The sequence below is a fragment of the Mycobacterium sp. NGS16 genome (genome assembly GCF_059813225.1).
Window position 1 is genome coordinate 347,562 of sequence record NZ_JCALEE010000004.1, and the last position, 24,824, is coordinate 372,385.

Annotated in this window: 23 protein-coding genes and 1 pseudogene; 11 read left to right on the forward strand and 13 right to left on the reverse strand. The window is 62.7% G+C overall.

Annotated elements, in window-relative coordinates; translation table 11 throughout:
* Positions 1-7: 7 nt before the first annotated feature.
* Entirely contained in the window at positions 8-844 is an 837-nt protein-coding gene (gene rsmI, locus AC5Y4Q_RS13385; protein ID WP_064920111.1) for a 16S rRNA (cytidine(1402)-2'-O)-methyltransferase, read from the reverse strand.
* Between the two features lie 24 nt (positions 845-868).
* On the opposite strand from rsmI, the gene AC5Y4Q_RS13390 reads away from it, so the two are divergent.
* Entirely contained in the window at positions 869-2,428 is a 1,560-nt protein-coding gene (locus AC5Y4Q_RS13390) for a dolichyl-phosphate-mannose--protein mannosyltransferase (RefSeq protein ID WP_064920112.1), read from the forward strand.
* 40 nt (positions 2,429-2,468) lie between these two features.
* On the forward strand, positions 2,469-3,068 hold the full coding sequence (locus tag AC5Y4Q_RS13395; RefSeq protein ID WP_185746634.1) for an alpha-ketoglutarate-dependent dioxygenase AlkB: 600 nt from the start codon (positions 2,469-2,471) through the stop codon (positions 3,066-3,068).
* A 4-nt stretch (positions 3,069-3,072) separates the two neighbouring features.
* On the opposite strand, the gene AC5Y4Q_RS13400 is transcribed toward AC5Y4Q_RS13395, so the two are convergent.
* A complete protein-coding gene (locus tag AC5Y4Q_RS13400) occupies positions 3,073-3,729 on the reverse strand; it encodes a DUF5642 family protein (protein ID WP_064920114.1) in 657 nt (218 codons plus the stop codon).
* A 43-nt stretch (positions 3,730-3,772) separates the two neighbouring features.
* Positions 3,773-4,785 (reverse strand): annotated as a pseudogene (pat, locus tag AC5Y4Q_RS13405) (acetyltransferase Pat).
* 155 nt (positions 4,786-4,940) lie between these two features.
* Here pat and gdhA point away from each other — a divergent pair.
* Both gdhA and AC5Y4Q_RS13415 read left to right on the forward strand, forming a co-directional pair.
* Positions 4,941-6,290 carry an NADP-specific glutamate dehydrogenase gene (gene gdhA, locus AC5Y4Q_RS13410; RefSeq protein ID WP_064920116.1) on the forward strand — a complete coding sequence of 450 codons (1,350 nt, stop codon included), beginning with the start codon at positions 4,941-4,943 and terminating at the stop codon, positions 6,288-6,290.
* Between the two features lie 89 nt (positions 6,291-6,379).
* Positions 6,380-6,709 carry a DUF732 domain-containing protein gene (locus AC5Y4Q_RS13415; RefSeq protein ID WP_125225120.1) on the forward strand — a complete coding sequence of 110 codons (330 nt, stop codon included), beginning with the start codon at positions 6,380-6,382 and terminating at the stop codon, positions 6,707-6,709.
* 9 nt (positions 6,710-6,718) lie between these two features.
* Here the strand turns inward: AC5Y4Q_RS13415 and AC5Y4Q_RS13420 are convergent, their stop codons facing one another.
* Positions 6,719-7,168, reverse strand: a complete 450-nt coding sequence (locus AC5Y4Q_RS13420) for an SRPBCC family protein (protein WP_125225121.1) — start codon at positions 7,166-7,168, stop codon at positions 6,719-6,721.
* Between the two features lie 39 nt (positions 7,169-7,207).
* On the opposite strand from AC5Y4Q_RS13420, the gene AC5Y4Q_RS13425 reads away from it, so the two are divergent.
* Positions 7,208-7,822, forward strand: a complete 615-nt coding sequence (locus AC5Y4Q_RS13425) for a TetR/AcrR family transcriptional regulator (protein WP_125225122.1) — start codon at positions 7,208-7,210, stop codon at positions 7,820-7,822.
* On the opposite strand, the gene AC5Y4Q_RS13430 is transcribed toward AC5Y4Q_RS13425, so the two are convergent.
* Both AC5Y4Q_RS13430 and AC5Y4Q_RS13435 read right to left on the reverse strand, forming a co-directional pair.
* Positions 7,781-8,827, reverse strand: coding sequence for an EcsC family protein (locus tag AC5Y4Q_RS13430; protein ID WP_125225123.1), 1,047 nt, complete (start codon positions 8,825-8,827; stop codon positions 7,781-7,783). The genes AC5Y4Q_RS13425 and AC5Y4Q_RS13430 overlap by 42 nt on opposite strands.
* A 114-nt stretch (positions 8,828-8,941) precedes the next feature.
* Positions 8,942-10,156 carry a cytochrome P450 gene (locus AC5Y4Q_RS13435; RefSeq protein ID WP_125225124.1) on the reverse strand — a complete coding sequence of 405 codons (1,215 nt, stop codon included), beginning with the start codon at positions 10,154-10,156 and terminating at the stop codon, positions 8,942-8,944.
* Between the two features lie 196 nt (positions 10,157-10,352).
* On the opposite strand from AC5Y4Q_RS13435, the gene AC5Y4Q_RS13440 reads away from it, so the two are divergent.
* Positions 10,353-10,913: a TetR/AcrR family transcriptional regulator gene (locus tag AC5Y4Q_RS13440; protein ID WP_125225125.1), complete on the forward strand. Its 561-nt coding sequence runs from the start codon at positions 10,353-10,355 to the stop codon at positions 10,911-10,913.
* Positions 10,914-11,566: 653 nt separating this feature from the next.
* Here the strand turns inward: AC5Y4Q_RS13440 and AC5Y4Q_RS13445 are convergent.
* The 3 genes from AC5Y4Q_RS13445 to AC5Y4Q_RS13455 form a co-directional block, all read right to left on the reverse strand.
* A complete protein-coding gene (locus AC5Y4Q_RS13445; protein WP_125225126.1) occupies positions 11,567-12,472 on the reverse strand; it encodes a nucleotidyltransferase-like protein in 906 nt (301 codons plus the stop codon).
* Positions 12,472-13,113: a Cap15 family cyclic dinucleotide receptor domain-containing protein gene (locus AC5Y4Q_RS13450; RefSeq protein WP_185746635.1), complete on the reverse strand. Its 642-nt coding sequence runs from the start codon at positions 13,111-13,113 to the stop codon at positions 12,472-12,474. Before AC5Y4Q_RS13450 ends, AC5Y4Q_RS13445 begins: the two co-directional genes overlap by 1 nt.
* A 186-nt stretch (positions 13,114-13,299) precedes the next feature.
* Positions 13,300-13,734, reverse strand: a complete 435-nt coding sequence (locus AC5Y4Q_RS13455; RefSeq protein WP_065143366.1) for a T3SS (YopN, CesT) and YbjN peptide-binding chaperone 1 — start codon at positions 13,732-13,734, stop codon at positions 13,300-13,302.
* 274 nt (positions 13,735-14,008) lie between these two features.
* On the opposite strand from AC5Y4Q_RS13455, the gene AC5Y4Q_RS13460 reads away from it, so the two are divergent.
* The 5 genes from AC5Y4Q_RS13460 to AC5Y4Q_RS13480 all read left to right on the forward strand — a co-directional run bounded on the left by AC5Y4Q_RS13460 (position 14,009) and on the right by AC5Y4Q_RS13480 (position 21,082).
* Entirely contained in the window at positions 14,009-16,216 is a 2,208-nt protein-coding gene (locus AC5Y4Q_RS13460) for a sigma factor-like helix-turn-helix DNA-binding protein (RefSeq protein WP_185746636.1), read from the forward strand.
* A 65-nt stretch (positions 16,217-16,281) separates the two neighbouring features.
* On the forward strand, positions 16,282-18,351 hold the full coding sequence (locus tag AC5Y4Q_RS13465; protein ID WP_221740343.1) for a DEAD/DEAH box helicase family protein: 2,070 nt from the start codon (positions 16,282-16,284) through the stop codon (positions 18,349-18,351).
* Positions 18,352-18,396: 45 nt separating this feature from the next.
* Positions 18,397-18,558, forward strand: coding sequence for a hypothetical protein (locus tag AC5Y4Q_RS13470; RefSeq protein WP_155769398.1), 162 nt, complete (start codon positions 18,397-18,399; stop codon positions 18,556-18,558).
* A complete protein-coding gene (locus AC5Y4Q_RS13475; protein ID WP_125225129.1) occupies positions 18,555-20,612 on the forward strand; it encodes an AAA family ATPase in 2,058 nt (685 codons plus the stop codon). Before AC5Y4Q_RS13470 ends, AC5Y4Q_RS13475 begins: the two co-directional genes overlap by 4 nt.
* On the forward strand, positions 20,609-21,082 hold the full coding sequence (locus AC5Y4Q_RS13480) for a DNA phosphorothioation-associated protein 4 (RefSeq protein ID WP_125225130.1): 474 nt from the start codon (positions 20,609-20,611) through the stop codon (positions 21,080-21,082). Before AC5Y4Q_RS13475 ends, AC5Y4Q_RS13480 begins: the two co-directional genes overlap by 4 nt.
* 74 nt (positions 21,083-21,156) lie before the next feature.
* Here the strand turns inward: AC5Y4Q_RS13480 and AC5Y4Q_RS13485 are convergent, their stop codons facing one another.
* From AC5Y4Q_RS13485 to AC5Y4Q_RS13500, 4 genes are all read right to left on the reverse strand, one after another.
* The gene (locus AC5Y4Q_RS13485; protein ID WP_125225131.1) at positions 21,157-22,932 is read right to left on the reverse strand and encodes an ATP-binding protein; all 1,776 of its coding nucleotides are present in this window, start codon (positions 22,930-22,932) and stop codon (positions 21,157-21,159) included.
* A 42-nt stretch (positions 22,933-22,974) separates the two neighbouring features.
* Positions 22,975-23,367: a GIY-YIG nuclease family protein gene (locus tag AC5Y4Q_RS13490; RefSeq protein WP_065143371.1), complete on the reverse strand. Its 393-nt coding sequence runs from the start codon at positions 23,365-23,367 to the stop codon at positions 22,975-22,977.
* The gene (locus AC5Y4Q_RS13495) at positions 23,364-23,783 is read right to left on the reverse strand and encodes a hypothetical protein (RefSeq protein ID WP_125225132.1); all 420 of its coding nucleotides are present in this window, start codon (positions 23,781-23,783) and stop codon (positions 23,364-23,366) included. The genes AC5Y4Q_RS13490 and AC5Y4Q_RS13495 overlap by 4 nt, the downstream gene beginning before the upstream one ends.
* Positions 23,784-24,096: 313 nt before the next feature.
* Positions 24,097-24,822, reverse strand: a complete 726-nt coding sequence (locus AC5Y4Q_RS13500; protein ID WP_125225133.1) for an HNH endonuclease — start codon at positions 24,820-24,822, stop codon at positions 24,097-24,099.
* Positions 24,823-24,824 lie beyond the last annotated feature (2 nt).

The following is a 24,824-nucleotide window of genomic DNA, read 5'->3' on the forward strand; positions in this document are numbered from 1 at the left end:
CCGCCGATCAGTCCCGGGAACGCAGCACCGCGTCGTAGAGTGCGCGGCGTGACACCGCCCCCGGCGCTGCGGAGATCACCTGCGCGCAGGCGTCTTTGACCCGCATGCCGTCACCCGCCAGCCGGTTGACCTCGTCCACCAGCGTGTCCAGATCGGCGCGCAGGGTCGCCCCGGCCAGCACCACGGTGATCTCCCCCAGCACGCCGCCGAGGGCCCACTCGGCCAGCTCGGCCAGCGTCCCGCGTAGCACCTCCTCGTGGGTCTTGGTCAGCTCCCGGCACACCACCACCCGCCGGTCGCCGCCGAGTTCGTCGACCGCATCACGCAGGCAGTCGGCCAGCCGCCGCGGCGATTCGAAGAACACACAGGTGCGCCGTTCGTCACCCAGCGACGCCAGCCACGCCCGCCGCGCCGCCGGCTTGCGCGGGGCGAATCCCTCGAAGCAGAACCGCTCCGAGGCCAGGCCGGACACCGCCAGCGCCGTCGTCACCGCCGACGGGCCGGGCAGGCAGCTCACCGGCAGGCCGGCGTCGACGCAGGCGACCACCAGGCGATACCCCGGGTCGCTGATCAGCGGCATCCCGGCGTCGCTGACCACCAGCACGGTGGCACCGGCCTCGATGTCGGCGAGCAGCGTCGGCACCCGCGTCGCCTCGTTGGCGTCGAACAGGCTGACCACCCGGCCGCCGATCTGCACATCGAGGGCCTTGGCCAGCGTCCGCACCCGCCGGGTGTCCTCGGCGGCCACCACGTCGGCGGTGCTCAGTGCCGCGATCAGCCGGGGCGACGCGTCGGCGGGCTGCCCGAGCGGAGTGGCACCGAGCAGCAATCGACCATCGGGCATGGCGCACAGCCTACGATCGTGGGGATGAGCGCTCCGACCGCTACCAGCTCCGCGGCCGTGCTGGAGCGCACCGCCCCCGTGATCAGCCCCGGACTGCTGGTGCCGGTGGCCGATTTCGGGCCGACCGACCGCGCCCGCGGCTGGGCGGTGACCGCGGCGGTCACCACGTTGGCGGCGGTGACCCGGTTCGCCAACCTCTACACCCCGACCGACGCCGGCACACCGATCTTCGACGAGAAGCACTATGCGCCGCAGGCCTGGCAGATGCTGCACAACCACGGCGTCGAGGACAACCCCGGCTACGGCCTGGTGGTCCACCCGCCGGTCGGCAAGCAGCTGATCGCGATCGGCGAAGCACTGTTCGGCTATAACGGGCTGGGCTGGCGATTCACCAGTGCCCTGCTCGGGGTGCTCGCGATAGCACTGCTGGTGCGGATCGTGCGGCGGATGACCCGTTCGACGCTGGCCGGCGGGGTCGCCGGGCTGCTGCTGGTCGGCGACGGGGTCAGTTTCGTCGCCGCGCGCACCGCGCTGCTGGACGGCTTCTTGACGTTCTTCGTGGTGGCGGCGTTCGGGGCGCTGATCGTCGACCGCGACCAGGTGCGGATGCGGATGCACGCCGTGCTGACCGAGGGCCGTTGCGGCGCAACGCCTTGGGGCCCGCGGCTGGGCGTGCGCTGGTGGCGCTTCGGCGCCGGGGTGCTGCTCGGATTGGCCTGCGCCACCAAGTGGTCCGGGCTGTATTTCGTGGTGTTCTTCGCGGCGATGTCGCTGGCGTTCGACGTCGCCGCCCGCCGGCAGTACCGGGTGCGCCGGCCGTGGCTGGGGACGTTGCGCCGTGATGTCGTGCCCACCGTCTATGCCATGGCGCTGATTCCCCTCGGGGTGTACCTGGCGTCGTATGCGGCGTGGTTCGCCTCCGAGACCGGGGTGGATCGCCACGAGGAAGGCCAGTCGATCGGGTTGGAGAGCCGGTTCCCGGTGCCGGACGCGCTGCGCTCGCTGTGGCACTACACCTATCAGGCGTATCACTTCCACGCCGGCCTGACGAACGCCGCCGGCAACCACCACCCGTGGGAGTCCAAGCCGTGGGCGTGGCCGATGTCGCTGCGCCCGGTGCTCTATGCGATCGACCAGCACGACGTTCCCGGCTGCGGCGCCCAGTCCTGCGTCAAGGCGGTGATGCTGGTGGGCACGCCGGCGATGTGGTGGCTCGCCGTGCCGGTGCTGGGCTACGCGTTGTGGCGGACGCTGGTGCGGCATGACTGGCGCTACGCCGCCGCGCTGGTCGGCTACTGCGCCGGCTGGCTGCCGTGGTTCGCCGACATCGACCGGCAGATGTACTTCTTTTACGCGGTGCCGATGGCGCCGTTCCTGGCGGTGCTGCTGGCGCTGATCTGCAGCGACATCATCCAAGACGGGCGCAGCGGCACGCCGGAGCGCTGGACCCTCGGGCTGCTCGCGGTGAGCTGTTACGTCGCTGTCGTGCTGACCAACTTCGCCTGGCTGTACCCGATATTGACCGGAGTGCCGATCTCACCGGCCACCTGGAACATGGAGATCTGGCTGCCCAGCTGGTCGTAGCCGCTCGCCAATCGAACTGGTGTGCGATAGACTGCGGGTCGTGGCGATACCGGTACAGGAGTCGCTGTTCGACCTGAGCGAACGCCGGCAGCTGGGTGACGGCGCCTGGCTCGACGTCCGCCCGGGCTGGCTCTCCGAGGCCGACGCCGACTTGGTCAACGAACTGGGGAAAGCCATCCCCTGGCGGGCCGAGCGCCGCCGGATGTATGACCGGGTGCTCGACGTGCCCCGGCTGGTCAGCTTCCACGACTTGGCCGCCGAGGAAGCGCCGCATCCCGCGATCGCCAGGCTGCGCCGCCGGCTCAACGACATCTACGCCGGGGAACTCGGCGAGCCGTTCACCACGGTGGGGCTGTGCCTGTACCGCGACGGCGCCGACAGCGTGGCCTGGCACGGCGACACCCTCGGCCGCGGCGCCCACCACGACACCATGGTGGCGATCGTCAGCATCGGTGCCACCCGCACGTTGGCGCTGCGCCCCCGCGGCGGAGGTGTTGCGCTGCGGTTACCTCAGCGCCACGGCGACCTGCTGGTGATGGGCGGCTCGTGCCAGCGGACCTGGGAGCATTCCATTCCGAAGACGGCTACCCCGACCGGCCCGCGGATCAGCATCCAGTTCCGACCACGCGGCGTGCGCTGACCGCCTAGCCCCGGATCGCGTTCACCGCGGCCACCAGCAGGTCGCGGGCGCGTTGGGTGTCCACGGGGATGACGGGCTTGTCGGGCGCCACCAGCGGGTTGGCGGTGACGAGCACCTGGTAGGGGCCGAAATACGCCGAGTAGTTGTAGAGCTCACCGATCCGTGCCTTGCCGCCGGCCACGGCCTCAACCACCCGGTGCACCCCCAGGGTCTGCACCCCGTCGATGCGCGGCGCCTCGACCGTTTCGACCAAGCCGCGCATCCGGTCCCCGGCGAACCCGATCCGGCGACAGGATCGTCCCGGCTCGCTGAGCGAGACCGGCTCAGAGGTCTCCAACGCGATGGTGATGAAGCGGTTTCCGTTGCCCTCAGCGGCCACGGCGGCCATGTTGCCCTGCACACCCTGCGGCAACTGTTGGCTGACCGCGAACCGCGAGCAGTCGGCGGGTTCGAACTTCAGGCCCGGCGGCAAGGTGTTGCCCGCCAGCAACTTTGGGTCGAGCCCGGTGCGCGCGATGTTCTTCACCTGGAACTCCGGGCCGAAGGAGGACTTGATGTCGGCCACCTTGCTGATGTCGGCGGTCACCTCACCGGGGCCGGAGCTGCAGGCGGCGAGCAAACTGACACAACCGATTGCCAGCACCGCGCGAAGGTTCAACATCGCAGCTAATCTACCCAACGCCCGACCTGCCCAGGGGCGACGGTCACCCCACGGCCTGGATCGCTTGGCGGCCAACCTCTTTGATCTGGTCGGCGACATCGGGACCGAATGGCAGCTGATCGTTGCCGGGTACGTCGATCACGGTGGTGACGATGCCGGGGTCGTCGCGTACCCAGTAGGCGCCGAAATGATCCAGGATGGCGCGCATCGGGGCGTTCTCCGACAGCACCCGCGCGCTGAACTTCTCGATGCCCTCCAACCGGGCGATGACAGCCACCGCCCCCATCAGATAGGTGCCGATCCCCCGGCCCTGATAGCTGTCGCCGACGGTGAACGCGATCTCCGCGACGGTCGGGTTCTCGGTGTCCCGGACGAAACGCGCGTCGGCGACGATCGAGCCGTCCGGCTCGGTGACCACCCAGACGAAGTGGTCGACGTAGTCGACCTCGAACAAGTAGTGCATGAGCGCCGGACTCGGGATGCGGGTGGACATGAACCGGCGGTAGAGCGTCTCACTGGAGAACTTGACATGGCCGGCGACGGTGCGCGCCCGTCGCCGGGCAACACCGGCCGCAGCAACAACTCGCTGCCATCGCGGGCCCGGATCGGCACGGCCTCGATGTAGGCGACCAGCCGTTGGCGCGCGGTGCGCACCAGCCGGTCCATCACCTGCGGGATCTGCACCATGGCGTGGAAGGCCCGCTCGTCACCGATCCAGCCGGTCAGCGGTGTCGAGGTGGTGACCGTCGCGGTTCGGCGGCCTTTGCGCAGCAGGGCGATCTCCCCGACCACCATCCCGGCCGAGACCTCGTTGACGACCACCGCGCCGTCGTCTCCCAGGTGTTTGACCTGGGCAGAACCGGACGAGATCAGCAGGAACGACACGGCCCGCTCGCCTTGCCGCATCAGTTCGATTCCGGCGGTGGCCTGCAGCGGCTGCAGGTCGGTGGCCAGCGGCCTCAGGTCTGCGTCGGTGCATCCGGCGAAGATCTCCATCGCCGCGAGCTCGATGACGGGTAGCGTCTTAATCACCCGGTCTCGCCGCGACATCACCATGGATTGCTCCGCCTTTGTTCGCCAATCCAGGCTAACCGGTGCACCGGGACCGGTAATGATTTAACAGCGACGTAACGGACAGGATTCGGCGTTCGCGATTTTGGCGGCTAGCCTGTGCCCGCTGACAGCGACACGCGAGGAAGAGATCACAAAATATGAGCGAACTGAATCCGAAGCTGCACGACATCTATGACGAGGTGCTGCGGCGCAACCCCGGTGAGGCGGAATTCCACCAGGCGGTCTTCGAGGTGCTCAGCAGCCTCGGGCCGGTGGTTTCCAAGCACCCCGATTATGTCGACAGCGCGGTCATCCGCCGGATGTGCGAACCCGAACGCCAGATCATCTTCCGGGTGCCCTGGCTCGACGACGCCGGCAATGTGCAGATCAACCGCGGATTCCGGGTGGAGTTCAACTCGGCCCTGGGCCCGTACAAGGGCGGGCTGCGCTTCCACCCGTCGGTGTACCTGGGGATCATCAAGTTCCTCGGTTTCGAGCAGATCTTCAAGAACTCGCTGACCGGCCTGCCGATCGGCGGCGGCAAGGGCGGCTCGGACTTCGACCCCAAGGGCCGCTCGGACAACGAGATCATGCGGTTCTGCCAGTCGTTCATGACCGAGCTGTACCGGCACCTGGGTGAATACACCGACGTCCCGGCCGGTGACATCGGCGTCGGCGGCCGCGAGATCGGTTACCTGTTCGGCCAGTACAAGCGCATCACCAACCGCTACGAGTCCGGAGTGCTGACCGGCAAGGGCCTGAGCTGGGGCGGTTCGCAGGTCCGCACCGAGGCGACCGGTTATGGCGCGGTGTTCTTCGCCGACGAGATTCTCAAGACGGCCAAGGACTCGTTTGAGGGCAAGCGGGCCGTGGTCTCCGGTTCGGGCAACGTGGCGATCTACGCGATCGAGAAGATCCACCAGCTGGGCGGCACCGTGGTGGCCTGCTCGGACTCCAGCGGCTACATCGTCGACGAGAAGGGCATCGACCTGGAGCTGCTCAAGGAGATCAAGGAGGTCAAGCGCGAGCGGATCGAGGCCTACGCCACCGCCCGCGGCGGCGCGACGCAGTTCGTCAACGGCGGCTCCATCTGGGACGTGCCCTGCCAGATCGCGGTGCCCTCGGCCACCCAGAACGAGCTCGACGGCAGCCACGCCGCCACGCTGGCCAAGAACGGCTGCAAGATCGTCGCCGAGGGTGCCAACATGCCGTGCACCCCGGAGGCCGTCAAGCTGTTCACCGAAGCCGGCGTGACGGTGGCCCCGGGCAAGGCGGCCAACGCCGGTGGGGTGGCCACCAGCGCGCTGGAGATGCAGCAGAACGCCTCGCGGGACTCCTGGAGCTTCGAGTACACCGAGCAGCGCCTGGCCGCGATCATGCAGAGCATCCACCACCGCTGCCTGGTGACCGCCGACGAGTACGGTGCGCCCGGCAACTACGTGGTCGGCGCCAACATCGCCGGCTTCATCCAGGTTGCCGACGCGATGACCGCGCTCGGCCTGATTTAACCCTGTTGACTCTGCGTCCATGGCGCGGTGCACTCGCACTTTTGCGCCATGGACGCAGAGTCAACGTCGTTTCGCCTAGCATCGCCGGTATGAATCGGATTCTGGTTGCGGCCGTGTTCGTCGGGAGCGCCGCCATCGCCTTGCTCGGCAGCGCACCGGCCTACGCCGACGACGCCAGCTATCTCGCGGCCCTCGACGCCAACGGGGTCTTCCGGTCCGGTCCGCCCAACGCACGCCTGTCGGCCGGACACCGGTTCTGCAACCAGTTGCGTAGCGGCGCCACCGTCGACCAGGTCGTCGACGCTTATGTCCGCCGCCCGTCCTTCGGCGGGCCCTCCATGGTCGATGACCTCACGGTGAATCTGCGCCCGGTGATCGACATCGCCCAGCACGAACTGTGCCCTGACACCCTGCACTGATTCGTCGGTCTAGCGGTCCGCGCGTTCGGCCGCGGCGACGAGCTTGCGCGTCAGCGTTCCGAGCACCAGCCGCAGGACCAGCCAGTAAGCTCCACCCACTGCGCGCCAACGGGTCTCGTAGCGTCCGCGCCAGGTAACCCGCGTCCCGTCGGCATCCCCGGCGAATGACACCTCCGCCTGATAGTCGTGGATGGGGCCGTCGGTGAGCATGGTGTAGCCGTGCCGGTGGCCCGGTTCGTGGATGGTGACCATCTCGCGGGTCGGCCGTTTGCGCCGTCCCACCGCCCGGATGGCGCCCACGCCGCCATCGCCGGCCGGGCTCAGACGCTCCCATTTCGAGTAAGGGATCAGCGGCGCCGCCCACTGCGACCATCGGGATCCATCGGCGACGATTTCGAACAGGGCCTGCGGTGATGCCGCGCTGCGGCGGCGGATGACGCATTCGTATCGGTGGGCCATGGCTGGCAACGTAACAGAACGCCGTTCTATTATCGACGGATGTCGGTAACGCCCCCTGCTTTGCCATTCGCCCGCGCCCGTAGCGAGGCGCAGCGCCAGGACCGGCTGGCGCAGCTGATCACCGCCACGCGTGAGCTGCTGACACGCATCCCGGTGGCGGCACTGACCTTGGGCGATGTGGCAGCGGCGGCCGGCCTGGCCAAGTCGGGCGTCCTGCGCTACGCCGGTTCGCGCGAGGCGCTGTTGCTGCGGGCGATGTACGCCGAACACGTGGCTTGGATCGAGTCGCTGACCGAGGAACTCTCCGGCACCGCCCCGGCGGCAGCCCTGGCCCGCACGCTCGCGGCGCGCCCGGTGCTATGCGACCTCATTGCGGCGTCGCCCGCGCTCATCAGCCGGCTCTGCGCCGACGAGATGCAGCTCCTGGTGTCTCAGGCCAACGACGCGCAGCGGCGCCTCGGCGCCGTGCTGCGGCCATCGCTTCCGCTTTCCGACGGCCAGCTCGGTGCGCTGACGGCGGCCGTGCACGCCTTCACCGGCACCGCGTGGGCCTGGACGAACCCGGACGCGGTCCAGCCGATAGTCACCGACTTCGAAGCGACGGTGCTACGGCTACTGGAGATCTTCATCGCCGGGCTGCAGTCCACGCGCTGAGGCCTCCAGCACCTCGTCGACCAAGGGGATGTCGATGATGTCCTCCGAATCCACCACCGGCGCCCAGTGACTGGCGTCCAGGTCGTGCTTTTCGGTGAGGAACCGCAACCGGTAGGCCAGTTGGGCCCGCTCGAACGTCCGATGCGCGATACGGGCGTTGAGTCCGCCGTTAACGACCGCACCTAAGACCGGAACCGCCTGCGCCAGCTTGTGTTTGGCCATCCGGAATCCCAACGCCACCGAGATCTGCTGGATCACGATGTCGGCTTGCTGCGGCTGGAGATGGCGCCACGACGTTTGATGCATCATCTGCTGTGTCAAGCGCGACAGCGAAGCCAACGCGGCGGCCTGCTCCGCAGAGTTGCCGGCGGCGGAGTAGGCGATGACGCCGGAGGCGAACGCCTGCTCGTCTGGCTTGCGGACGTCGTAGCCGTAATGCGCCGCAACCAACGCCACGATGCGGCCCATGCCGACCAACACCGCGGTCACGTCAGCCACGACGGCCGACGCTGCGACCGTCACGCTCGTGCCGCCGGTGACCGCGCTCGATACCACCGAACCGGTGACTGCAAACGATGACGCCGCGCCTTCGGCCACCGCCAACGCGATGTAGCGTTCCTTGCGCCGCGGGAGCGAACGGTCGCAGTGTTTCAGGTCGAGATCTTTGACCTCGTCGTAGGTCTGGACCGCGACGCCTTCATCGGCGAACATCGCAAATACGTTGGCCGGCTTGACCGAATTGAGTCCTCGCTCCACCAGCACGGTGTGCAGGGCCGCCATGGCCTTGGCGGTGAGCGCGTCAACCTTGCCGAGGGCGGCGGTTGCACCCGGGAGTTGTTCGACGGTGGACCGGGCTTGGGCGGCCACCTGTTGTGCGCGTTGCCTGATGCCCTGGCTCAGGCTTTCGAACCGGCCGGATCGCTCAGCCCTGGTGGCCGCATCGACCAGCGCATCCCAGGCCGTGCGCTCGTAGTCGGACATGCCGGGCGGAACGGTATCTGCCACGGAGGCAGCCTACCGACGAAAATTCGCGCCTGGACCGACCTTTTGCCGTGCCGGAACTGACGGCCGGGCTGGACCATCAGACGTATCTCGTCGCCCACCCGTGAGGCGGCGGCGTCAGCGGAGGTTGAGCTCCAGCCGTTCGAGTCGGCGCACCAAGATGCTGGGCAGCCACGGGCCGACCTCGGCCGCGTCGATCCAGGTGGTCTGCTCGAGCAGCGTTCGAAGGACGATCTGAGCCTCCAGGCGGGCCAGCGGGGTGCCGACGCAGAAGTGCGCGCCCTTGCCGAAGGCCACATGGCCCCGCCCGGCGCTGCGGTCGAGCCGGAACTCCTCGGGGGTCTCGAAGTGCTCGGGATCACGATTGGCCGCGCCCCAGACCAACAGCAGGCGCGAACCAGCGGGCAACTCAACGCCGGCCAGGATGGTGTCGTTGACCACGTGGCGATAGTGGCCGCGAAACGGCGACTCACAGCGCAGGGTCTCCTCGATGAACGCACCCAGCAGCTCGGGGCGGGTTCGGAGTTGCTCTTGCACGTCGGGGCGCTCGGCCAGAATCCATGCGGCGCTACCGAGCAACGAGGCGGTGGACTCACCGGCTGCGCTGAACAGGGTGACCATGATGGCCAGCGCCGGGAGCTGTTCCAACTCACCGGATCTGGTGCGCGCGGCAAGATCGCCGATCAGGCCCGGCCGGGGGTTTTCGGTGGCCTTTTCGAAGTGCTCGAGAACGTAGGCGGACAGCTCCATGGCCGCGATGCCGGCGGCGGTGAGCTGGTCTTCGCTGATGATTCCGTCGAGCAGGGTGGTGGTCGCATATCCCAGCCGGATCAACTCGTCGACGTCGTCGCCGGGGAGCCCGAGCAAGTGGGCGACGACCATCATGGGCAGTCGGTTGGCCATGGCGCTCATCCATTCGATGCGCCCGTCAGCGGTGGCCTCGGACCAGAGCCGCTTCACGGTAGCCTCGGCGAACTCCTCGATCACCCGCACCCGCTTCGCGGAAAGATGCGGCAGCAGCAACTTCCGGTGCTGCGCGTGCAGCGGGTCGTCTGCGGTGGCCAGCACTTGCATCGGCCCACCGAGCGTGCCGATCTCGAACGGCGTCACGGTCCCGTCGTCGTGGTAAACCATGGTCGCGGTCAGGTTCGACGAGAAGTCCTCGACGCGGTTGACGGCCTCCACCACGGCGTCCCAGCCGCACACCGCATAGAACACCGACTCGCCGATCCGATTCACCCCGCCGCGGCGGCGCATCGCGTCGTACAACGGGTAGGGGTCTTGGATTGCGGCGCTGCCGAAGAAGTCGGTCGGGTTTACCACAGCACGCATGACCCAAGGCTCTACTTGGCCGGTGAGCTGCGTCAACGGTGTGCGCCGAACTTGCAAGGCGGGTCAAGTACCGAGGGGTGTGGACGTTCTCAGCCCACGGTGTTGACCAGCAGCGCCGGTGAGAGAAAGCCTCAAATTATTCTCACTGTGATAAAACGACTTCAGTTGATTTCGCCACAAGAAAGGCGGGCGGTCGGTGGCGGCAAACGACTGGCTGATCGGCCGGGACCGGCACAGCGAGGGCGCTGAACGGATTTACGCAGCAGCCGCTGACCTGATGTCACGTCAGGGCTACGACGCTCTCACCATCGATGCCCTGGCTGCCGCCGTTCACTGTTCACCGGCGACCATTTACCGCCATGCCGGAGGCAAGGCGGCGATCCGTGATGCCGTGCTGAGCCGGCAAGCAGAACGCATTCTCGACTCGGTGCGCGAAGCCATCGCGGGGCTAACGGGTGCTGAACGCATCGTCACCGCCACCACGGTGGCCTTACAGCGCATGCGCGCGGACCCGCTCGCGCAGATCATGCGCTCGATGACCGGCCCGCCCGGCACGGCCTGGCTGACCGACTCTCCGGTCATCGCCCGCTTCGCCACGGAGATGGTCGGCGCCGACAATCCCGATCCGCTGGCCGCTCAGTGGCTGATCCGGGTGTTCCTGGCGCTCTGGCATTGGCCACTGCCGGACGGCGCAACCGAAGAGGCTGCGGTACACCGGTTCCTCGGACCGTCCTACACGGTCCCCAAACAGGCCTGACCTGTTCAAACTCTGTGGTCCTTCGTCAAGCGTTTTCAAAACAAAACACGCCATTTGTCAAATTACCTAGCCTCTCTAATAATACAGCGTTAAGCACGGTTCGTCCAGCATCACCGCAGGTCAGACGCCAATACCGCATGACCCGTCGCCTGACCCCCGCTGAACTGGACCAAGTCGTGGAGCTCTATCGCATGGGCTTGTCGACGTACAAGCTGGCCAAGCAATTCGGCACCGACCGCCACACCATCACTGGGCATCTCCGTCGTGGCGGTGTTGAGCTCCGATCCAGCCACATACTGACACCCAAACTCATTGCCCAAGCGGCCCAGGACTACCGCGAGGGCCGATCCCTTGCAACTATCGGTGAGCGGTTCGGTGTCAGTCCCACGACCATCGGCACCGCACTTAGAAAAGCCGGCGTTCGGCTACGTGACAGCCATGGCCGCCCAACTTAGGCGGCTAGCCGGTTCTCCCGCGCTTCCTCTATGTCTTGCGTGGCCATCTGCAGAAAGACCTTCGCCAGCGTGCGGGCATCTGATTCCGGCTGCTCCTCGGCCCAGATGGCTTTAAGTTGATAGTGGCGGAATAGGTAGGTGGGTGTAGTAAGTCTTGGCATAACCTTACTGTACAAATCAGCCAAAGAATAGGATCATTCAGTCGTCGAATCCAAGGTGATCCCATGCTTTATCTGCTAAACGGTGTACTTCTTCCCGGGTCCATGACGACCCGCGGAACAGGTAGTGTAGGCCATGAACCTCTTCCCAGTCATTCCAGTTCCCGGCAGGCAATGTCTCGTTAAATATATGCGCAAGCACTGAGCGCATGTCATCGAAATATGTTGAATGATTGAACTTATCATTCGGTACGTTATACACGATACACTCTATAAGATACGAAGGAAGCTCCGCGTCGAGAATCCCTTCGTTAACAAGCTTAGTCTGCAACTTCTTCAGGGCCCGAACCATTCGTTTGTAGCGACGGCTCGTCGCCTGCGTCTTCCGTCTTCCACTGCTGAGTTGTAGAGCGGGGAAGTTATTCTTATATCCCCCACTCTTCGGATATACGCGCGAACCTATGTGAAACTCAGGAACGCCGTTAACGATCCGATCGTAACGACGATACTCCCAACTCGGTACAACATCGGCAGGCAAGGTCGTCTTGCGTTCGCGCACGCGGTAAGCGATGTTACCTTCTGTCACGGCTTGTTTTCCGAATGCTTGTTGAAGCGCACCGAGGATGTCTTGTTTAAATTCGTCACGGGTGTACGGGTCGGTTGAATCTACAAAATGGACTACCGATTTATCCTGATCTTTGAGATCGAATGCGAGGTCGGAATAGAAATAACCGGCGTATTCGACAGCGATGTCGACATCGAAGTTAAGGCGCACATTCGTGTTGTTAGCGTAGGACCCTTTCACATAGATACGGTACGGGCGCCCTTGCAGAGGCTCGTACTCAGAAAGTGCATCGCGAATCTCCTGTTCAGTACGGTCACGCTTTTGCGTCTCGTTATCACTCGGCCGTCGTGCGGCAGCCCGTAGCCAGCTTTCCCAGTCCATCAGCGCCCCTTCTTGGGAGTCATCGCCGGCAACTTGTTTCCTTCATCAAAGGATCCGACAACCTTGCGTGTCGCGAGCTGAAGGGTAAAGGTGCCCTTCGTGTCGCGATTTGTCCAATACTCAGATTCCAACCGCGTTGGCGCCGGTCCCTGAACCTCAGCCGCAGTAGTGCCACGGTGGACGTTGCTTCGATCCCGGAATTCAACTTTTGGCGTATTGTCATAACTATATAACAACGTGTAGTCATTATTCCCATGGCGAATAAACTCAGCTGCCAGCGATCGAGACTTACTTTCGGCAGTCATTAGTACAGTCCGGATACTCGTAAAGGTCTGTTCAACGGTGAGAACAACTGGGTGTTCTGAGGAAATCTTAACGCCACTTGTCCCATCGACCCTGTATGAGGTAAGTGCGCCGCGCCACGTTCCTCCGAGCCAGGGCCGTCGTACGACGGATAACACAACAGGTGCCCGCCATATCCACTTATCGAAACACGCAAAGAGCACTGTTATTGCCAATGGAAAGCTGGTAAGCACCTTTGTCCACGTATTGGCAAGCTGAACACCTGACAAGAACAGAATGAGAGATATGACCCCCAGCATCAGGTAAGATGTCAGCTTTGCTCGATTACCAGTTTCCATTGCACTCCTCTCTCATGTATATTCTATTTTAACGGCCCAATGGCCGAAGTCATATTGCAAACATTACAACGTCAACAGAGCTGGCTTTGATGGGGTTTAACCCCAATTTTCGCGCTGGAGGCAAATGTTTCTGAATTTGCAGCTCGATAATCCTCAGGCCTTCCCCCTTGGAGATTCGCCGGATTCTTAGTCCGGAGGCTCTTCTGGCGTTACCACTGGCGTGTGGCCGCCGAACACGGTGGCGATCATCGGGCCGATGTCGTTGGCAACGGCTGCGACCGACTGACCCGCCTGTGCGAGAGACCGACGATCGACGGTGTGTGCAAGCATCGACTGCTCAACCATGACCGATCCGCCATACCAGTAGACGCGCGTAGTCCGACACCGAGCGTTCAGTTCGTTCAGCTCGGTGAGTAGCTTCCCCGACTTCTTAACCTCCACGGCGGCGCATGCCGTCGCGCGTACGAGCGGAGGGTCGCCGGGATCGATGCCAATCCAGCAGCTGGCGCTGCCGGACTTGTACGGGTAGTCACCGTCGCTGTCGGGGCAGACGTCGGGCTTATCCCACAGATCCTGGAGACAGCGCTCAACGTGCGAGCGTGCGAGGTCAATGTCAGACACCTAGTGATCCCTTCTCTGGATGCGGCTCCCATGCGGTGAGACGCGACCGACAACCGAGCTAATTTGCCCGGTACCCCTAAAGGGGGTGCGAGATTGGCGAAAGTTGCAACGGGGCTCGACGACGACAGCTCATGGCGACAGTTCGGACAATCGGCAACGAGATTTGAGCCCTCGACGCACAGATGTCTCCGCATTCACCAAAGCTTCGCCCGCTTTGTCGTCGTGCGCTGCTATACAAGGTGACGCAGCACTTGAAGGGGGCCTGAGCAGCGCGATGACCAGTGATTTGACGTCCGACGAAGTATGCCCGCGGACCTGGGCCGATGCTTTCCCATGGCTCGAAGGAGCCTCAGGCATCGGTGCCGTCGATTGGTGGAATGAACCGATCGAGAGCGCGGACCCAAGTACACGGCGGTCACGGCTCTCCACCATCTCAACCCTGGCAATGGAGCGGCTGACGCGTTGGACCATCGGTGAGATTTTTCCGGGTTTGCCGACTGATGTTGAGATAACTGGGCTCGACCTGCCGGTGCGGGCGCGCAACGTGCTGGGGAAGTACGGGCGTTCGAAACCAGGTCGTCTTCAGGCGACGACCCTCGACGAGATGCTCGACTGGTATCAGATGGGAGCCGGCACCGCCGACGCCATATTGCAAACTCTGGCGGACGTATCGACGTCCACAGCGACACCGACAATCAGAGCCTTTGCTCCTTTGCCACGGCACGCCGAAGAATCGGCGGTCATCGGGTTGGATCCACCTGGCTGGGTCGGGTCACTGGTCGAGGACCTCACAAGTATTGCCACTTGGTACAGCACCATCGGGTCTGTTGACCAACCATTGTTCGGCGGAAACGTTGGGCGCGGCACTCCCGATGAGGTCGTCAAAGCACAGCAGCGCGTCAAGGCGCTGTGCGTCAGCGACATTCTCACCGAGCAAGAGATCGAACGCGACATCGCAGCCCTGTTCGACGACGCCCTGAGCGTGCTCGATCCACGGGCGACGGAGGTTCTTGGGGCGCGTCTTTTCGCAGACGATCCTCCGACCCTTGACCAGCTTGGGCAGAAATATGACGTCACCCGCGAGCGGATTCGCCAGATCGAGGGCAAAGCTCGCGGCACGATGATGACAGTGATCTCGGAGGAAGGCCCGCTGGCGATGGCCGCGCAGAGCGCGCGCGACCTCATCGGAACCATTCGTCCACTCGACGATCTCTTAGAGATGATTCCGGCGCTCGGCAAGACAGTCGAACGCGTCGGTCAACCTGCCTGGCGAGTGCTCGACCGACTCGATGACGCCTACGAAATCGAAGACGGCTGGTGTGTCGTACCTACGATGAGCGCGGCAACAGAGTTCACGCGTACTCAACTTGCAGAGCGAGCGAATCAGTACGGCGTAATCCGGCTCGACGAGTTGGAACTGGTTGAGTCAGGGCAACCCGACAGGAAGGCTGCCATCACCGCGGCGTGGCTGACTCACTGCGGCTTCGTCATAAGCGGGGAGTACGTGCTGACAAGGACGTCGTCAGTTGGCGACTATGCAGCGGCCGTTCTGTTCTTGGAGGGCTCGCCGCTGAGTTCCCAGGAGATTGTCGACCGATTCGTCTTCGATCGAAGCGCGCGTTCGCTGGGAAACTCACTTGGCGCCGACGACCGTTTCGATCGCGTTGACCGTGACCGCTGGGCTCTGAAGGAATGGGGCCTGGAGGCATACACGGGAATTCGTTCGATGATCCGTGAACTCGTGGCCCGTGGCGGCGGACGGGCACACCTGGAAGACGTCGTCGAGTACATCACTGGCCGGTATAGCGTGAGCGCTAGTAGCGTCATCGCGTATTCGGCCGCGGCACCATTTACGACGAAGGATGGAATCGTTCAGTTGGGCGGCGAGCGGACCGCCCGCAAATCTCCGCGGCAGACGCGGCGACTATTCCGGCGTCCCGACGCATGGGCATACCGCGTTCGCATAACCACCGACCACCTCCGCGGCAGCGGTTCCGTTGCGCCGATGGCGATTACGACGATTCTCGACCTCAATGAGGGACAGACGAAACAACTAGACTCTCCGCTCGGACCGCAGTCGATCGCCTGGACCGGCATCCAGCCGCAGTTCGGCACGATTCGTCGGTTTCTCATGAACGAGGACGTTGCAGCCGGCACCGAGGCGTTCCTTGTCATTCATGACGACCACAGCTTTAGCTTTGAGCAGGCGCGTGACATCGTCGACGAACCGCTCACGGACGCCCTAACTCTTATCGGAGCGCGCCCGACCGCCGATTCCGCCGAAGCACGCGTCGCTCTGGCGTCTGCAATCGAGCTGCCCGAGAATTCTCCAGTGTCCAGCATCATCGGGGACTACCGTGCGCGCGGCGACGATGACATTGCCGACCTGCTCCTAGCGGTTCGAGAGCAGCTTGAGACGGGCCATTCGTCCGCGGGACGTACCCATAACGCCGACGTAGACGAGATTCTGGATCTTTTGTGACCGATACACCACGAGGACTCCGCTCCCTAACTCTGAACGACCGGTATCGGAGCGACCGAGAAGACGTGGTCCGCAACTTCTTCGTCCCAGCGTTCACCGTTGCAACGAGCTACAGCAGGGCGGTCGGCTACTTCACCTCCACCAGCCTTGCGCTGTACGCACGCGGCATCGAGATCTTTGCTGAACGCGGCGGATCGATGCGGCTCATCGCGTCTCCTCATCTCAACGAAGATGACATCGTTGATATCGAGCGTGGCTACGACGTTCGCGCAGTACTAGAACGAGCGACCCTGCGCGAATTGGACGACGAGGATCAGCCGGACACGGTTCTCGACGGACTTGGTCTGCTGGGGCGACTCATTGCCGACGGACGCCTCGACATCAAACTCGCGTTCGTCGAGCAAGAGGGCCGGGTCGGCATCTACCACGAGAAAATCGGCGTCTTCAGGGACGGGCTCGGTGACCTGGTCGGGTTCACCGGCAGTAGCAACGAGACCTATGGCGGCCTGATGGCCAATTTCGAATCGCTCGAGGTTTACCGAGGATGGGTGTCCGGAGATGGCACCCGCGCCCTCCGACTGGAAGCCGATTTCCAATCCCTTTGGTCTAACCAGACACCGAATCTCAGCGTCGAACGGTTCCCGGATATCGCACGAGAACGGCTCATCAAACTTGGCAGCGACCGGCCATCGCGCCCATTGCCCGCCACCGACAACGCGTTAACGCCAAACCCGGCAGAAGTGAATGAACCCACGCGACTGAGCATCCCGTCGAACCTTGAGGTCCGTGATTACCAACGGAAGGCGGTCATGGCATGGCTTGGACAGCAAGGTCGCGGCATCCTCAAGATGGCGACCGGCACCGGTAAGACCAAGACCTCCCTGATAGCCGCCACTAAGCTTGGCGATCTGCTGCGTGAGCGCGAAGAGCCGCTGATCCTCTTAGTTCTGGCGCCGCTGACGCATCTGGTTGACCAATGGATTACCGAAGTCGAAGACTTCGGTGTACGACCGATCGCCGTGTACGAATCGAGTGAGAAGTGGCTCCCGATCGTCGAAGAGCAACTGGCAGCAGCGCGCATGGGTCAACGCCCCGTCGTAGCGATGATCGCAACGAACGACTCCTTCTCCGGTCAGCGCTTCCAATCGATCCTGTCGCGGATTACACAACCACTGCTAGTCATCGCTGACGAAGCACATAACCTCGGTTCCGCAACATACCGTTCGGCCCTGCCGCAGAACGCAACCTACCGTCTCGGACTCTCAGCGACACCCGAGCGGTGGTTCGACGATGAAGGGACCGATGCCCTCACTGATTACTTCGGACTAGTGTGCTTCGAACTCGGTCTCGGCGAGGCAATCGAGATGGGTGCGCTGACGCGTTACCTCTACGTTCCTCGTCTGATAGAGCTCAATGCCGCCGAGACCAATCTCTATGTGGACCTTTCGGCTCAGATTGCCAAGCGCATCGCCTCCGGCGACAACCTGAAGGATTCGGACCCGAACTCGCCACTCGGCTTCTTGCTCCGTCAGCGGGCCGGGGTCCTCGGACATGCCGAAGGCAAAATCGCCGCACTGCGAGCCGATTTGGATGCGCGGCGCGATGAGTGGTTCCAACTCATCTACTGCGCCGAAGGGCGGCGGCCGACTGAGCCTGGAGAGCCGCCAGGACCGAGACAGGTCGACGAGGTTATGCACCTGGTGGGCAACGAACTTCGTCTGTCGGGACATACCTATGTTTCGGAGACGCCGCGCGGCGAACGCAAGGTTCTGCTACGACGATTCGGCAGCGGCAGCGACCTTCGCACATTGATCGCGATGCGCTGCCTGGACGAGGGAGTAGATATACCCGACGCCCGAGTGGGTTATCTCCTTGCCAGTAGCAGTAATCCACGCCAGTTCATCCAACGGCGCGGCCGTCTGCTTCGCCGCGCACCTGGGAAGGAACGCGCCGAGATCCTCGATTATTTGGTTGTTCCTCCGGCGGGAGCTCCGGTCAATTTCACCGTAGAGCGGGCTCTTCTCATACGAGAATTAGAGAGGGCCAACGAATTTGGGAAGCTGTCGGAAAACTATGAAACGACTTTACGGGCCTTGCGTCCCCTTAAGGAGCCCTATCAACTCATGGATATGTAGTAGACGAATAACCAACGGGCAGGACCCAACGATGAAGGAAACGGTGTGACGGATAAGCGGACAGAGCGGCAGGTGCTGGAGGAGCTGACGCCGGAGCAGCTAGCACTGTTGAAGCGGGTGTTGGAGATTGAGCGCGCGAAACTTCATATCACGGCGTACGACGCAACCGAGGATTTACTCGCGGCCGTGAAGGAGATAATTCCGTGAAGCTGCATTCCATCACGCTGACGAACTTCCGGCAGTTCAAGGGAACACAGACCCTCGACCTCACATCGGATGCCATCAAGCCGGTGACGCTGGTCTTCGGTGCCAACGGCGCCGGCAAGACGACACTCCTCAACGCCTTCACATGGGGCCTGTACGGCAACATGTCCGAAGACGTTGAGCAGCAACACCGAATGATCACTGACAGCGTCTGGCGAGCGCTCCCCATCGGCGATTCAGTTGAGGTCGCCGTGGAGATCCGGTTCGACCACGAAGGTCAGGACTACCGCCTGCGTAGGAGCGCGCACCTTCGTAAGGAGTCTGACGACCAAGGCCCGTTGTCCCCCACCTTGCAACTCTGGACGACCAGAGCGGATGGATCATCCGAAGTGGTCGAGGTCCCGCAGGAGAAGATCCACACGATCCTGCCCGTCGGCGTCAGCCGGTTCTTCTTCTTCAACGGTGAGCGGATCGAGAACCTGGTGAAGAAGGGCGCCTACGCCGAAGTGCAGAAGGACATCAAGGTACTGCTCGACTTGGAGCAGGTCGAGCGGGCCATCACCCACCTGCCAAAAGTGAATCGCAAGCTCACCGACGAACTCAAGAAACATGGTGGCGAAACAGCAAGTGCGATACAGGATGCAATCGATTCACTCACGGACCGGCAGACCAAAGCGAAGGACGATCTCAAGCTGATCGAGGGCGACATCGCCAGCCTGACCGAGGAGCGCGACGCAACCTTGGAACTCCTGCGGCAACACAATGAAGCCGCGCCCATCCAAGCCGAACGCGACGCGGTCTCAACCGAACTGAATGAGGCGCGTACGGCCCACACCGCGGCACGTACCGAGCGCTCGTTGCTAATCGGGACTAAAGGATTCTTGGCGTTTACCGAGGAGCTAGGTGAGAAGACGAAGGCGATGGCCGACAACCTGTACCAAAAGGGAGCGTTGCCGGCGCCGCTAAAGCGCGAGTTCGTTGACCAGTTGCTCGAAGAAGGGGCGTGCATCTGTGGGACACCGCTGACAGAACATAGCGCTCCATGGGACCACGTCAAGGAATGGCGCCAACGTGCAGGGCTGCAGGCGGTAGAGACCGCGTGGCAGCGCCTCAGCGGCCAGATTGATCCGCTGGCGGACGCCCGAGTGAGCCTTCGGGATACGCTGAGCAGCTTGCTTGATCGGATTCAGACTGAGCGAGAACGAGTTTCGCGCCTTGAGGCGCGTAAGTCGGAGCTAGACCTCAAGCTCAAAGACAGCCGACTGGAGGACGTACAGCAGCTGGAAGCAAAACGAATCGATCTGGACGGCCGCATCGCAGTCAAGAATCAGCGTAAGGGATCGTTGCTTGCAGAGCTTGAATCCATTGAGAAAGAGATCGATCAGAAATCGCGAGAGCGTTCGCGGGCGGAGGTAACTGACGAGCTGGCCCAAAAGGCCCGTTCGCGATCAGAGATGGTCCTTGCAGTGAAGAAGGCGCTGGAGGAGATTCTTGCCTTCCGCGAGGAAGACATGCGACAGCGACTCGACGCCGAGGTTAAGGAGGTGTTCAAGGGCATCACCTTCAAGCCGTATGTCCCGACCCTCAACGAGGGTTTCGAGCTGACGCTGCATCAGAACGTCAATGGTGTGGAACTGCCTGTTCCGAAATCGACTGGCGAGAACCAAATTCTGAGTCTCAGTTTTGTGGCCGCAGTTTCCAAGCTGGCGCGTGAAATCCGCAAAGGCGGACGGGCTGAAGGCGAAGCTGCGGTCGATGCAGGCACCTTCCCGATCGTCATGGACGCGGCATTTGGCTCACTTGATCAGGACTACCAGGAAGCGGTGTCGCGAGCGCTCGCGCAGATGGCGCCACAGTTGGTGGTTCTCGTGAGCAAGAGCCAAGGACTCGGCAAGGTGGTCACGGAGTTGCTTCCTTATGTAAGCCATCTCGGCGTCATCGAGGCCCACACCACCGCGACAGGCGGTATCGCCGAGGACATCGAGCTTGAAGGTTCGTCGTATCCCTACATACGATCCGACGATTCCGACCACTCCGAACTGAAGGAGATCAAGTGACAGCCGCGCAGGGCGAGGTCCGGGTTCGTCGGCCGCAACAGCACGAGGTGCTGATCCAGGAGATGCAGAATGAGGCCAAGTTTCCGACCTACCGCGACATTCTCTTGTTTGCGGCCGCGGTCGGATTTCACCAGCAGCGCCGCGTTCCGTTCACCGCCAGCTCCGGCGATCCGATTCGATACGGGGTGCTGACCGATCCGGGCTTCAGCGAGGCGCTCATCAACATGATCGCCGCGAACGTTGTCTCGGACGACCCGGAGATCATGGACGGCTCGCGACTGGAGGAACGGATCAAGATCTTCGAGGAGTTCGCCAATGGCGGTCTCGAATACATCCAGGAGCAGATTAACGTCCGCCACCAGCCGGTCGACCTCGTCGTTATCGACCTCGTGACCGATATCTTGGCCGAAAGCGGTGGAGCAAAGCCACTTCCAGTCCAGGAGCTGCTCGGCGGAGTGTCTTGGGGCTAAACCGCCCCCATTCGGAACATCCCCGTTGGCTGAGTCATTAACTCGGCCAACGGGAATGTGTCCAATAGATTTGCCTAGTCTTTCTTGATCACCTCGCCCAGATATGCCTTCGCAAATGTGCCCCAGTACGTGCGCAGTTGTTCGAATTGCGTATCTGGATCCACGTGGAGGTTCTCGGCTTTCGCATACGCAAGCACCAGCACCTCGATCGCCGCGCTCGCTTTACGGATCAGCGCGACCAACTCCTGCTCGGTGCTCCCGGCACCACCGTCATCTGCAACCTTCTTGAGGGGGTCGAATACATCTCGCCATACTGGATGTCGATGGTTGATCTCCACGATGGCACGACCGTTGAGATGGCGAATCCTAAATAAGTCCGAACCCGGCCATTGCGCATCGACCAGGTTGATCGGCTTCTCGTCGAGACGCTTTCGGACACTATCGATGGATTCTTGATCCTCCGAGCCGGCAACTTTGAGATCCTCGAGAATCTCATCGATGATTCTGGTCGTCTCCTCATCGCTGACATCCCTTCCGGCTTGACCGCGGGGGCTGGTTTTCTCGACATGCGCCACGGCGTCGGTGACCTTTTCGTACGAGTCGGTGTTCGCACGCTCCCTCGTCTCCACCTCACCCCAGTGCTCGCGGATTTCGCGCCGTGCCTGCCGAACCGGCCGCTCCAGCCATCCCCTGAGTTCCTCTCGGAGCTTCCTTACCGGGACAGCGCCGCGCTTGACGTTTCGCACCTGGAAGAACTCGTCCAGCTCAGCAGGGAACTTCACTTCGATACCGATGTAACGATCAACTTTGTCGATGCCAGCCGGCAACAGACGGGGCACGATGTCGTAATTGATCTCGCGGCCATTGCGAACCATGCTGATCTTTCCAGCGCTCTCAGCGATCTGAAACTCCCTGATGTCACGGCCGAGGTGGTCGGTATTACCGCCATCACCAGAACGGTGACGAAACTCTGGAGGCGCAAGGGTCACTGTGACGTAGATGCTCTGCTTGTTTGCGATCTCGATCTCGCCTTCGTCAATGACGACGCCTCGAACATCAGCCGGCTTGTACCGCTTGATGATCCGCGGATTGTCCAGACGGAACAGCGGGTCGAGCAGCGTGACCGGCTTCCCGTCTAATTCGATGTGCAGTCCCTTATCGAGAAAGAAGCGGTACGTACGGGCAATGAAGGTCCGCAGCTCGCTCAGCTTCTCGTCGAGTGCGGTGCCGTAGTGTCCTCCGCTCGTCAGGCGATCGATCTTGCCGAACACGACCAACGTCCCGGACTCGAAGGGCTGGCCATCGGATCCCGCCATTAGCTGGGCATGGTCCTCAGGCCATGCGGTCACAACCCGTGACTCAATGTGGGTCTGCTTCCCGTCCCTGATCTCGTTCAGGTCTATGTAGGCGTGCCAGATATCCTCGCTGTCGCGCCGCTTTGTAAAGACATCGATGCGTCGGCCAAGGCTTAGGCCGGCCAGCTTCATGCCGACGCCGAACCGACCGAGCCCGGCGCGTTGCCCGTACCGAGAGCTAAACCCCATCGAAAGCGAGCGCGCCATGATGTTGGGGCTAATCCCCATGCCGTTATCGGCGAAGGCGATCTCATTAATCGCACGCTTGCCTTCGCCGTAAGCGGTCTGCACCCGGATCAACGACGCATCCGCCTCGATGCTGTTATCAATGGGCTCACCAGCTGCCGCCGTCAAATCGAATCCTGAGTCGCGCATGGACTCCAGCGCAGTGTCGATCTGAATGATGTCAGCGTGTGTACCGTCTGACGTGTTGGCGGCACCTCGTGGTGTCTTCCCTGAACTATCGGGTACGATGAAAACTGGGTTGTCAGTCATTTTGATCTTCCTTTCTTAAGGAGCGAGGCACGGTGTCGCCTGTTACGCCGCATGGCTTGGGTAATTTCGGAAGTTGATTCGTTCCGAGAGCGCAGCGACTGCGACAACTCGACAGAACGGACAGATTGCGCCGGAGTGCGCGGGCGCCGCAGGGTGGATCTGGTTGGTGACCTCCCCTGCCAGGATGTGAAACAGCGCGCTCTCCACTTCGTAAGCCTGCACAGATGTCCTGTGCAGGTCATAGGTGAAAAAGTCGGCCCGATCTGACGCCGCGTGGACGATCAACCGTCGTCGAAGGTCGTCACTGCGCCCGATGTAGGTAACGCCACCGCCGCGACGGAGTGCGTACGTTCCAATATGGCCAGCCGGAATCACGGCTCGAACCATCCATGGCACCAGCCGCAACGGGCGCATGGAGAGATGCAGGGCGGTCATGCGGCCACCACCGACGACTGGTAGTCGGCGTACCCGACACGTCGGGCGCGTGAGATGCGCTCACGGAGCCGCTGCACCGGCACCCCCGCATCGTCGGCGAGCGCTTCGGCATCGGCACCACCGGCAAGACTGCGCAGAACATTCCGATCCGACGCGGACACCGCCGCGTGGTCCAGCCAGTCGAGAATGTCGACGGTGTCATAGGCTCCATCAGCCTCGGCGACCTGGAGACCGGGTGTATCGAGGGACAGCTGGGGCACGATCCGGCGCCGGTTATCGAGCACCTTTCCGGCGTTTGCCCACGCGCTGCGGACCTGGTGACCTGCAGGTTTGGCGTTCCCGGGATTCCGGAGGATCTCATCGAGAGCACGCTCGGCCCGATTGAGGGTGTAGTTGTCCTTGGCCGACATGGCCATGGACTGGAGGGTGAGGTAGGCAGACTGCGCCTGTGAACTAAACATGCTGTATTCCTGTCCTGACTACGGCCCCCATTCGGTGGGACGCGGTCGCTACGGAGTTGTTGGTATTTAGTTGTCGGGTGAGAGCCATTCTACCGCCGACCTCCGACACCCAAGCCAGATTGCTGGCGTTGTCGTGCGGTGAGCCTCAGCGGTAGCTGCTCTCACATACCTAGGGGGTCTGAGAAGGCCGATTGTTGCAGCGCTCCACCAAATGAGTTGATCGCTGCGACGCGCACCGGCAACTCTTGGACCTTCGCGCGGACCGCCGTCAGCTGCTCTCTGGCTGAACCGCGTCGGAGTCCGTGGCCTCTATTGTCACCATGGCCATCAGCTCAGATGGCTCATAGCCGAGATTGGCGCCGTGTTCTAGCACGTCCCGAATGGTCTCGGCGAGCCGCTCACGGGTCGGGCGAAAGTCGAATGTCGAAGCGTCACGCTTTCCCCGATTGCATCGGGAGCACAGGGCCTGAAGGTTGCGCAGGTCGTCGACCGGAACACGACAGCCGTCCCTCAGCGTCACGAACCCTTTGACCGAGTGACTACGGGGCACGATGTGATCGACATCGATCGGTCGTACGGAACCGGGCACACCGCACGCCTGGCAGCGTCCGCCAGCCGCTTCGATCACGCTGAAGAATCGTGATACTGCCCTGGGTGATTCCTTTTGCTGCCAGCCGCGGATCGCCAAATCACACTCAGTAACGATCTGTTCCCGAACCGTACTGTCCTCGAGGTCAACGAGTAACTGGAATGTGCGACTCTTTCGATCGTACGCAATAATTCCATGCTTCTCCAAAGTGCTTTTCGGCCAACGCATTAACGTCCGGACTGCCTTCTCGACCGCAAACCGGTCTTCGAGGAGAAGCTCCTTCGCGAGCTCCTCCTGCGAAAGACTGCCGCCGGCAGTTATGAGTGCACGGATCACAAGTGGTTGGTAGTAGGACGACTGTCGCATCCGCCTGCGGACGAAATCGAGTATCTCAGCAGCAGTCATCG

Bases quoted from the DNA above. Each gene is read 5' to 3' on its own strand.
- rsmI (WP_064920111.1), bottom strand. From the start codon at position 844: ATGCCCGATGGTCGATTGCTGCTCGGTGCCACTCCGCTCGGGCAGCCC.
- AC5Y4Q_RS13390 (WP_064920112.1), top strand. From the start codon at position 869: ATGAGCGCTCCGACCGCTACCAGCTCCGCGGCCGTGCTGGAGCGCACC.
- AC5Y4Q_RS13400 (WP_064920114.1), bottom strand. From the start codon at position 3,729: ATGTTGAACCTTCGCGCGGTGCTGGCAATCGGTTGTGTCAGTTTGCTC.
- gdhA (WP_064920116.1), top strand. From the start codon at position 4,941: ATGAGCGAACTGAATCCGAAGCTGCACGACATCTATGACGAGGTGCTG.
- AC5Y4Q_RS13415 (WP_125225120.1), top strand. From the start codon at position 6,380: ATGAATCGGATTCTGGTTGCGGCCGTGTTCGTCGGGAGCGCCGCCATC.
- AC5Y4Q_RS13420 (WP_125225121.1), bottom strand. From the start codon at position 7,168: ATGGCCCACCGATACGAATGCGTCATCCGCCGCCGCAGCGCGGCATCA.
- AC5Y4Q_RS13425 (WP_125225122.1), top strand. From the start codon at position 7,208: ATGTCGGTAACGCCCCCTGCTTTGCCATTCGCCCGCGCCCGTAGCGAG.
- AC5Y4Q_RS13435 (WP_125225124.1), bottom strand. From the start codon at position 10,156: ATGCGTGCTGTGGTAAACCCGACCGACTTCTTCGGCAGCGCCGCAATC.
- AC5Y4Q_RS13445 (WP_125225126.1), bottom strand. From the start codon at position 12,472: ATGGACTGGGAAAGCTGGCTACGGGCTGCCGCACGACGGCCGAGTGAT.
- AC5Y4Q_RS13450 (WP_185746635.1), bottom strand. From the start codon at position 13,113: ATGGAAACTGGTAATCGAGCAAAGCTGACATCTTACCTGATGCTGGGG.
- AC5Y4Q_RS13460 (WP_185746636.1), top strand. From the start codon at position 14,009: ATGACCAGTGATTTGACGTCCGACGAAGTATGCCCGCGGACCTGGGCC.
- AC5Y4Q_RS13485 (WP_125225131.1), bottom strand. From the start codon at position 22,932: ATGACTGACAACCCAGTTTTCATCGTACCCGATAGTTCAGGGAAGACA.
- AC5Y4Q_RS13490 (WP_065143371.1), bottom strand. From the start codon at position 23,367: ATGACCGCCCTGCATCTCTCCATGCGCCCGTTGCGGCTGGTGCCATGG.
- AC5Y4Q_RS13495 (WP_125225132.1), bottom strand. From the start codon at position 23,783: ATGGCCATGTCGGCCAAGGACAACTACACCCTCAATCGGGCCGAGCGT.
- AC5Y4Q_RS13500 (WP_125225133.1), bottom strand. From the start codon at position 24,822: ATGACTGCTGCTGAGATACTCGATTTCGTCCGCAGGCGGATGCGACAG.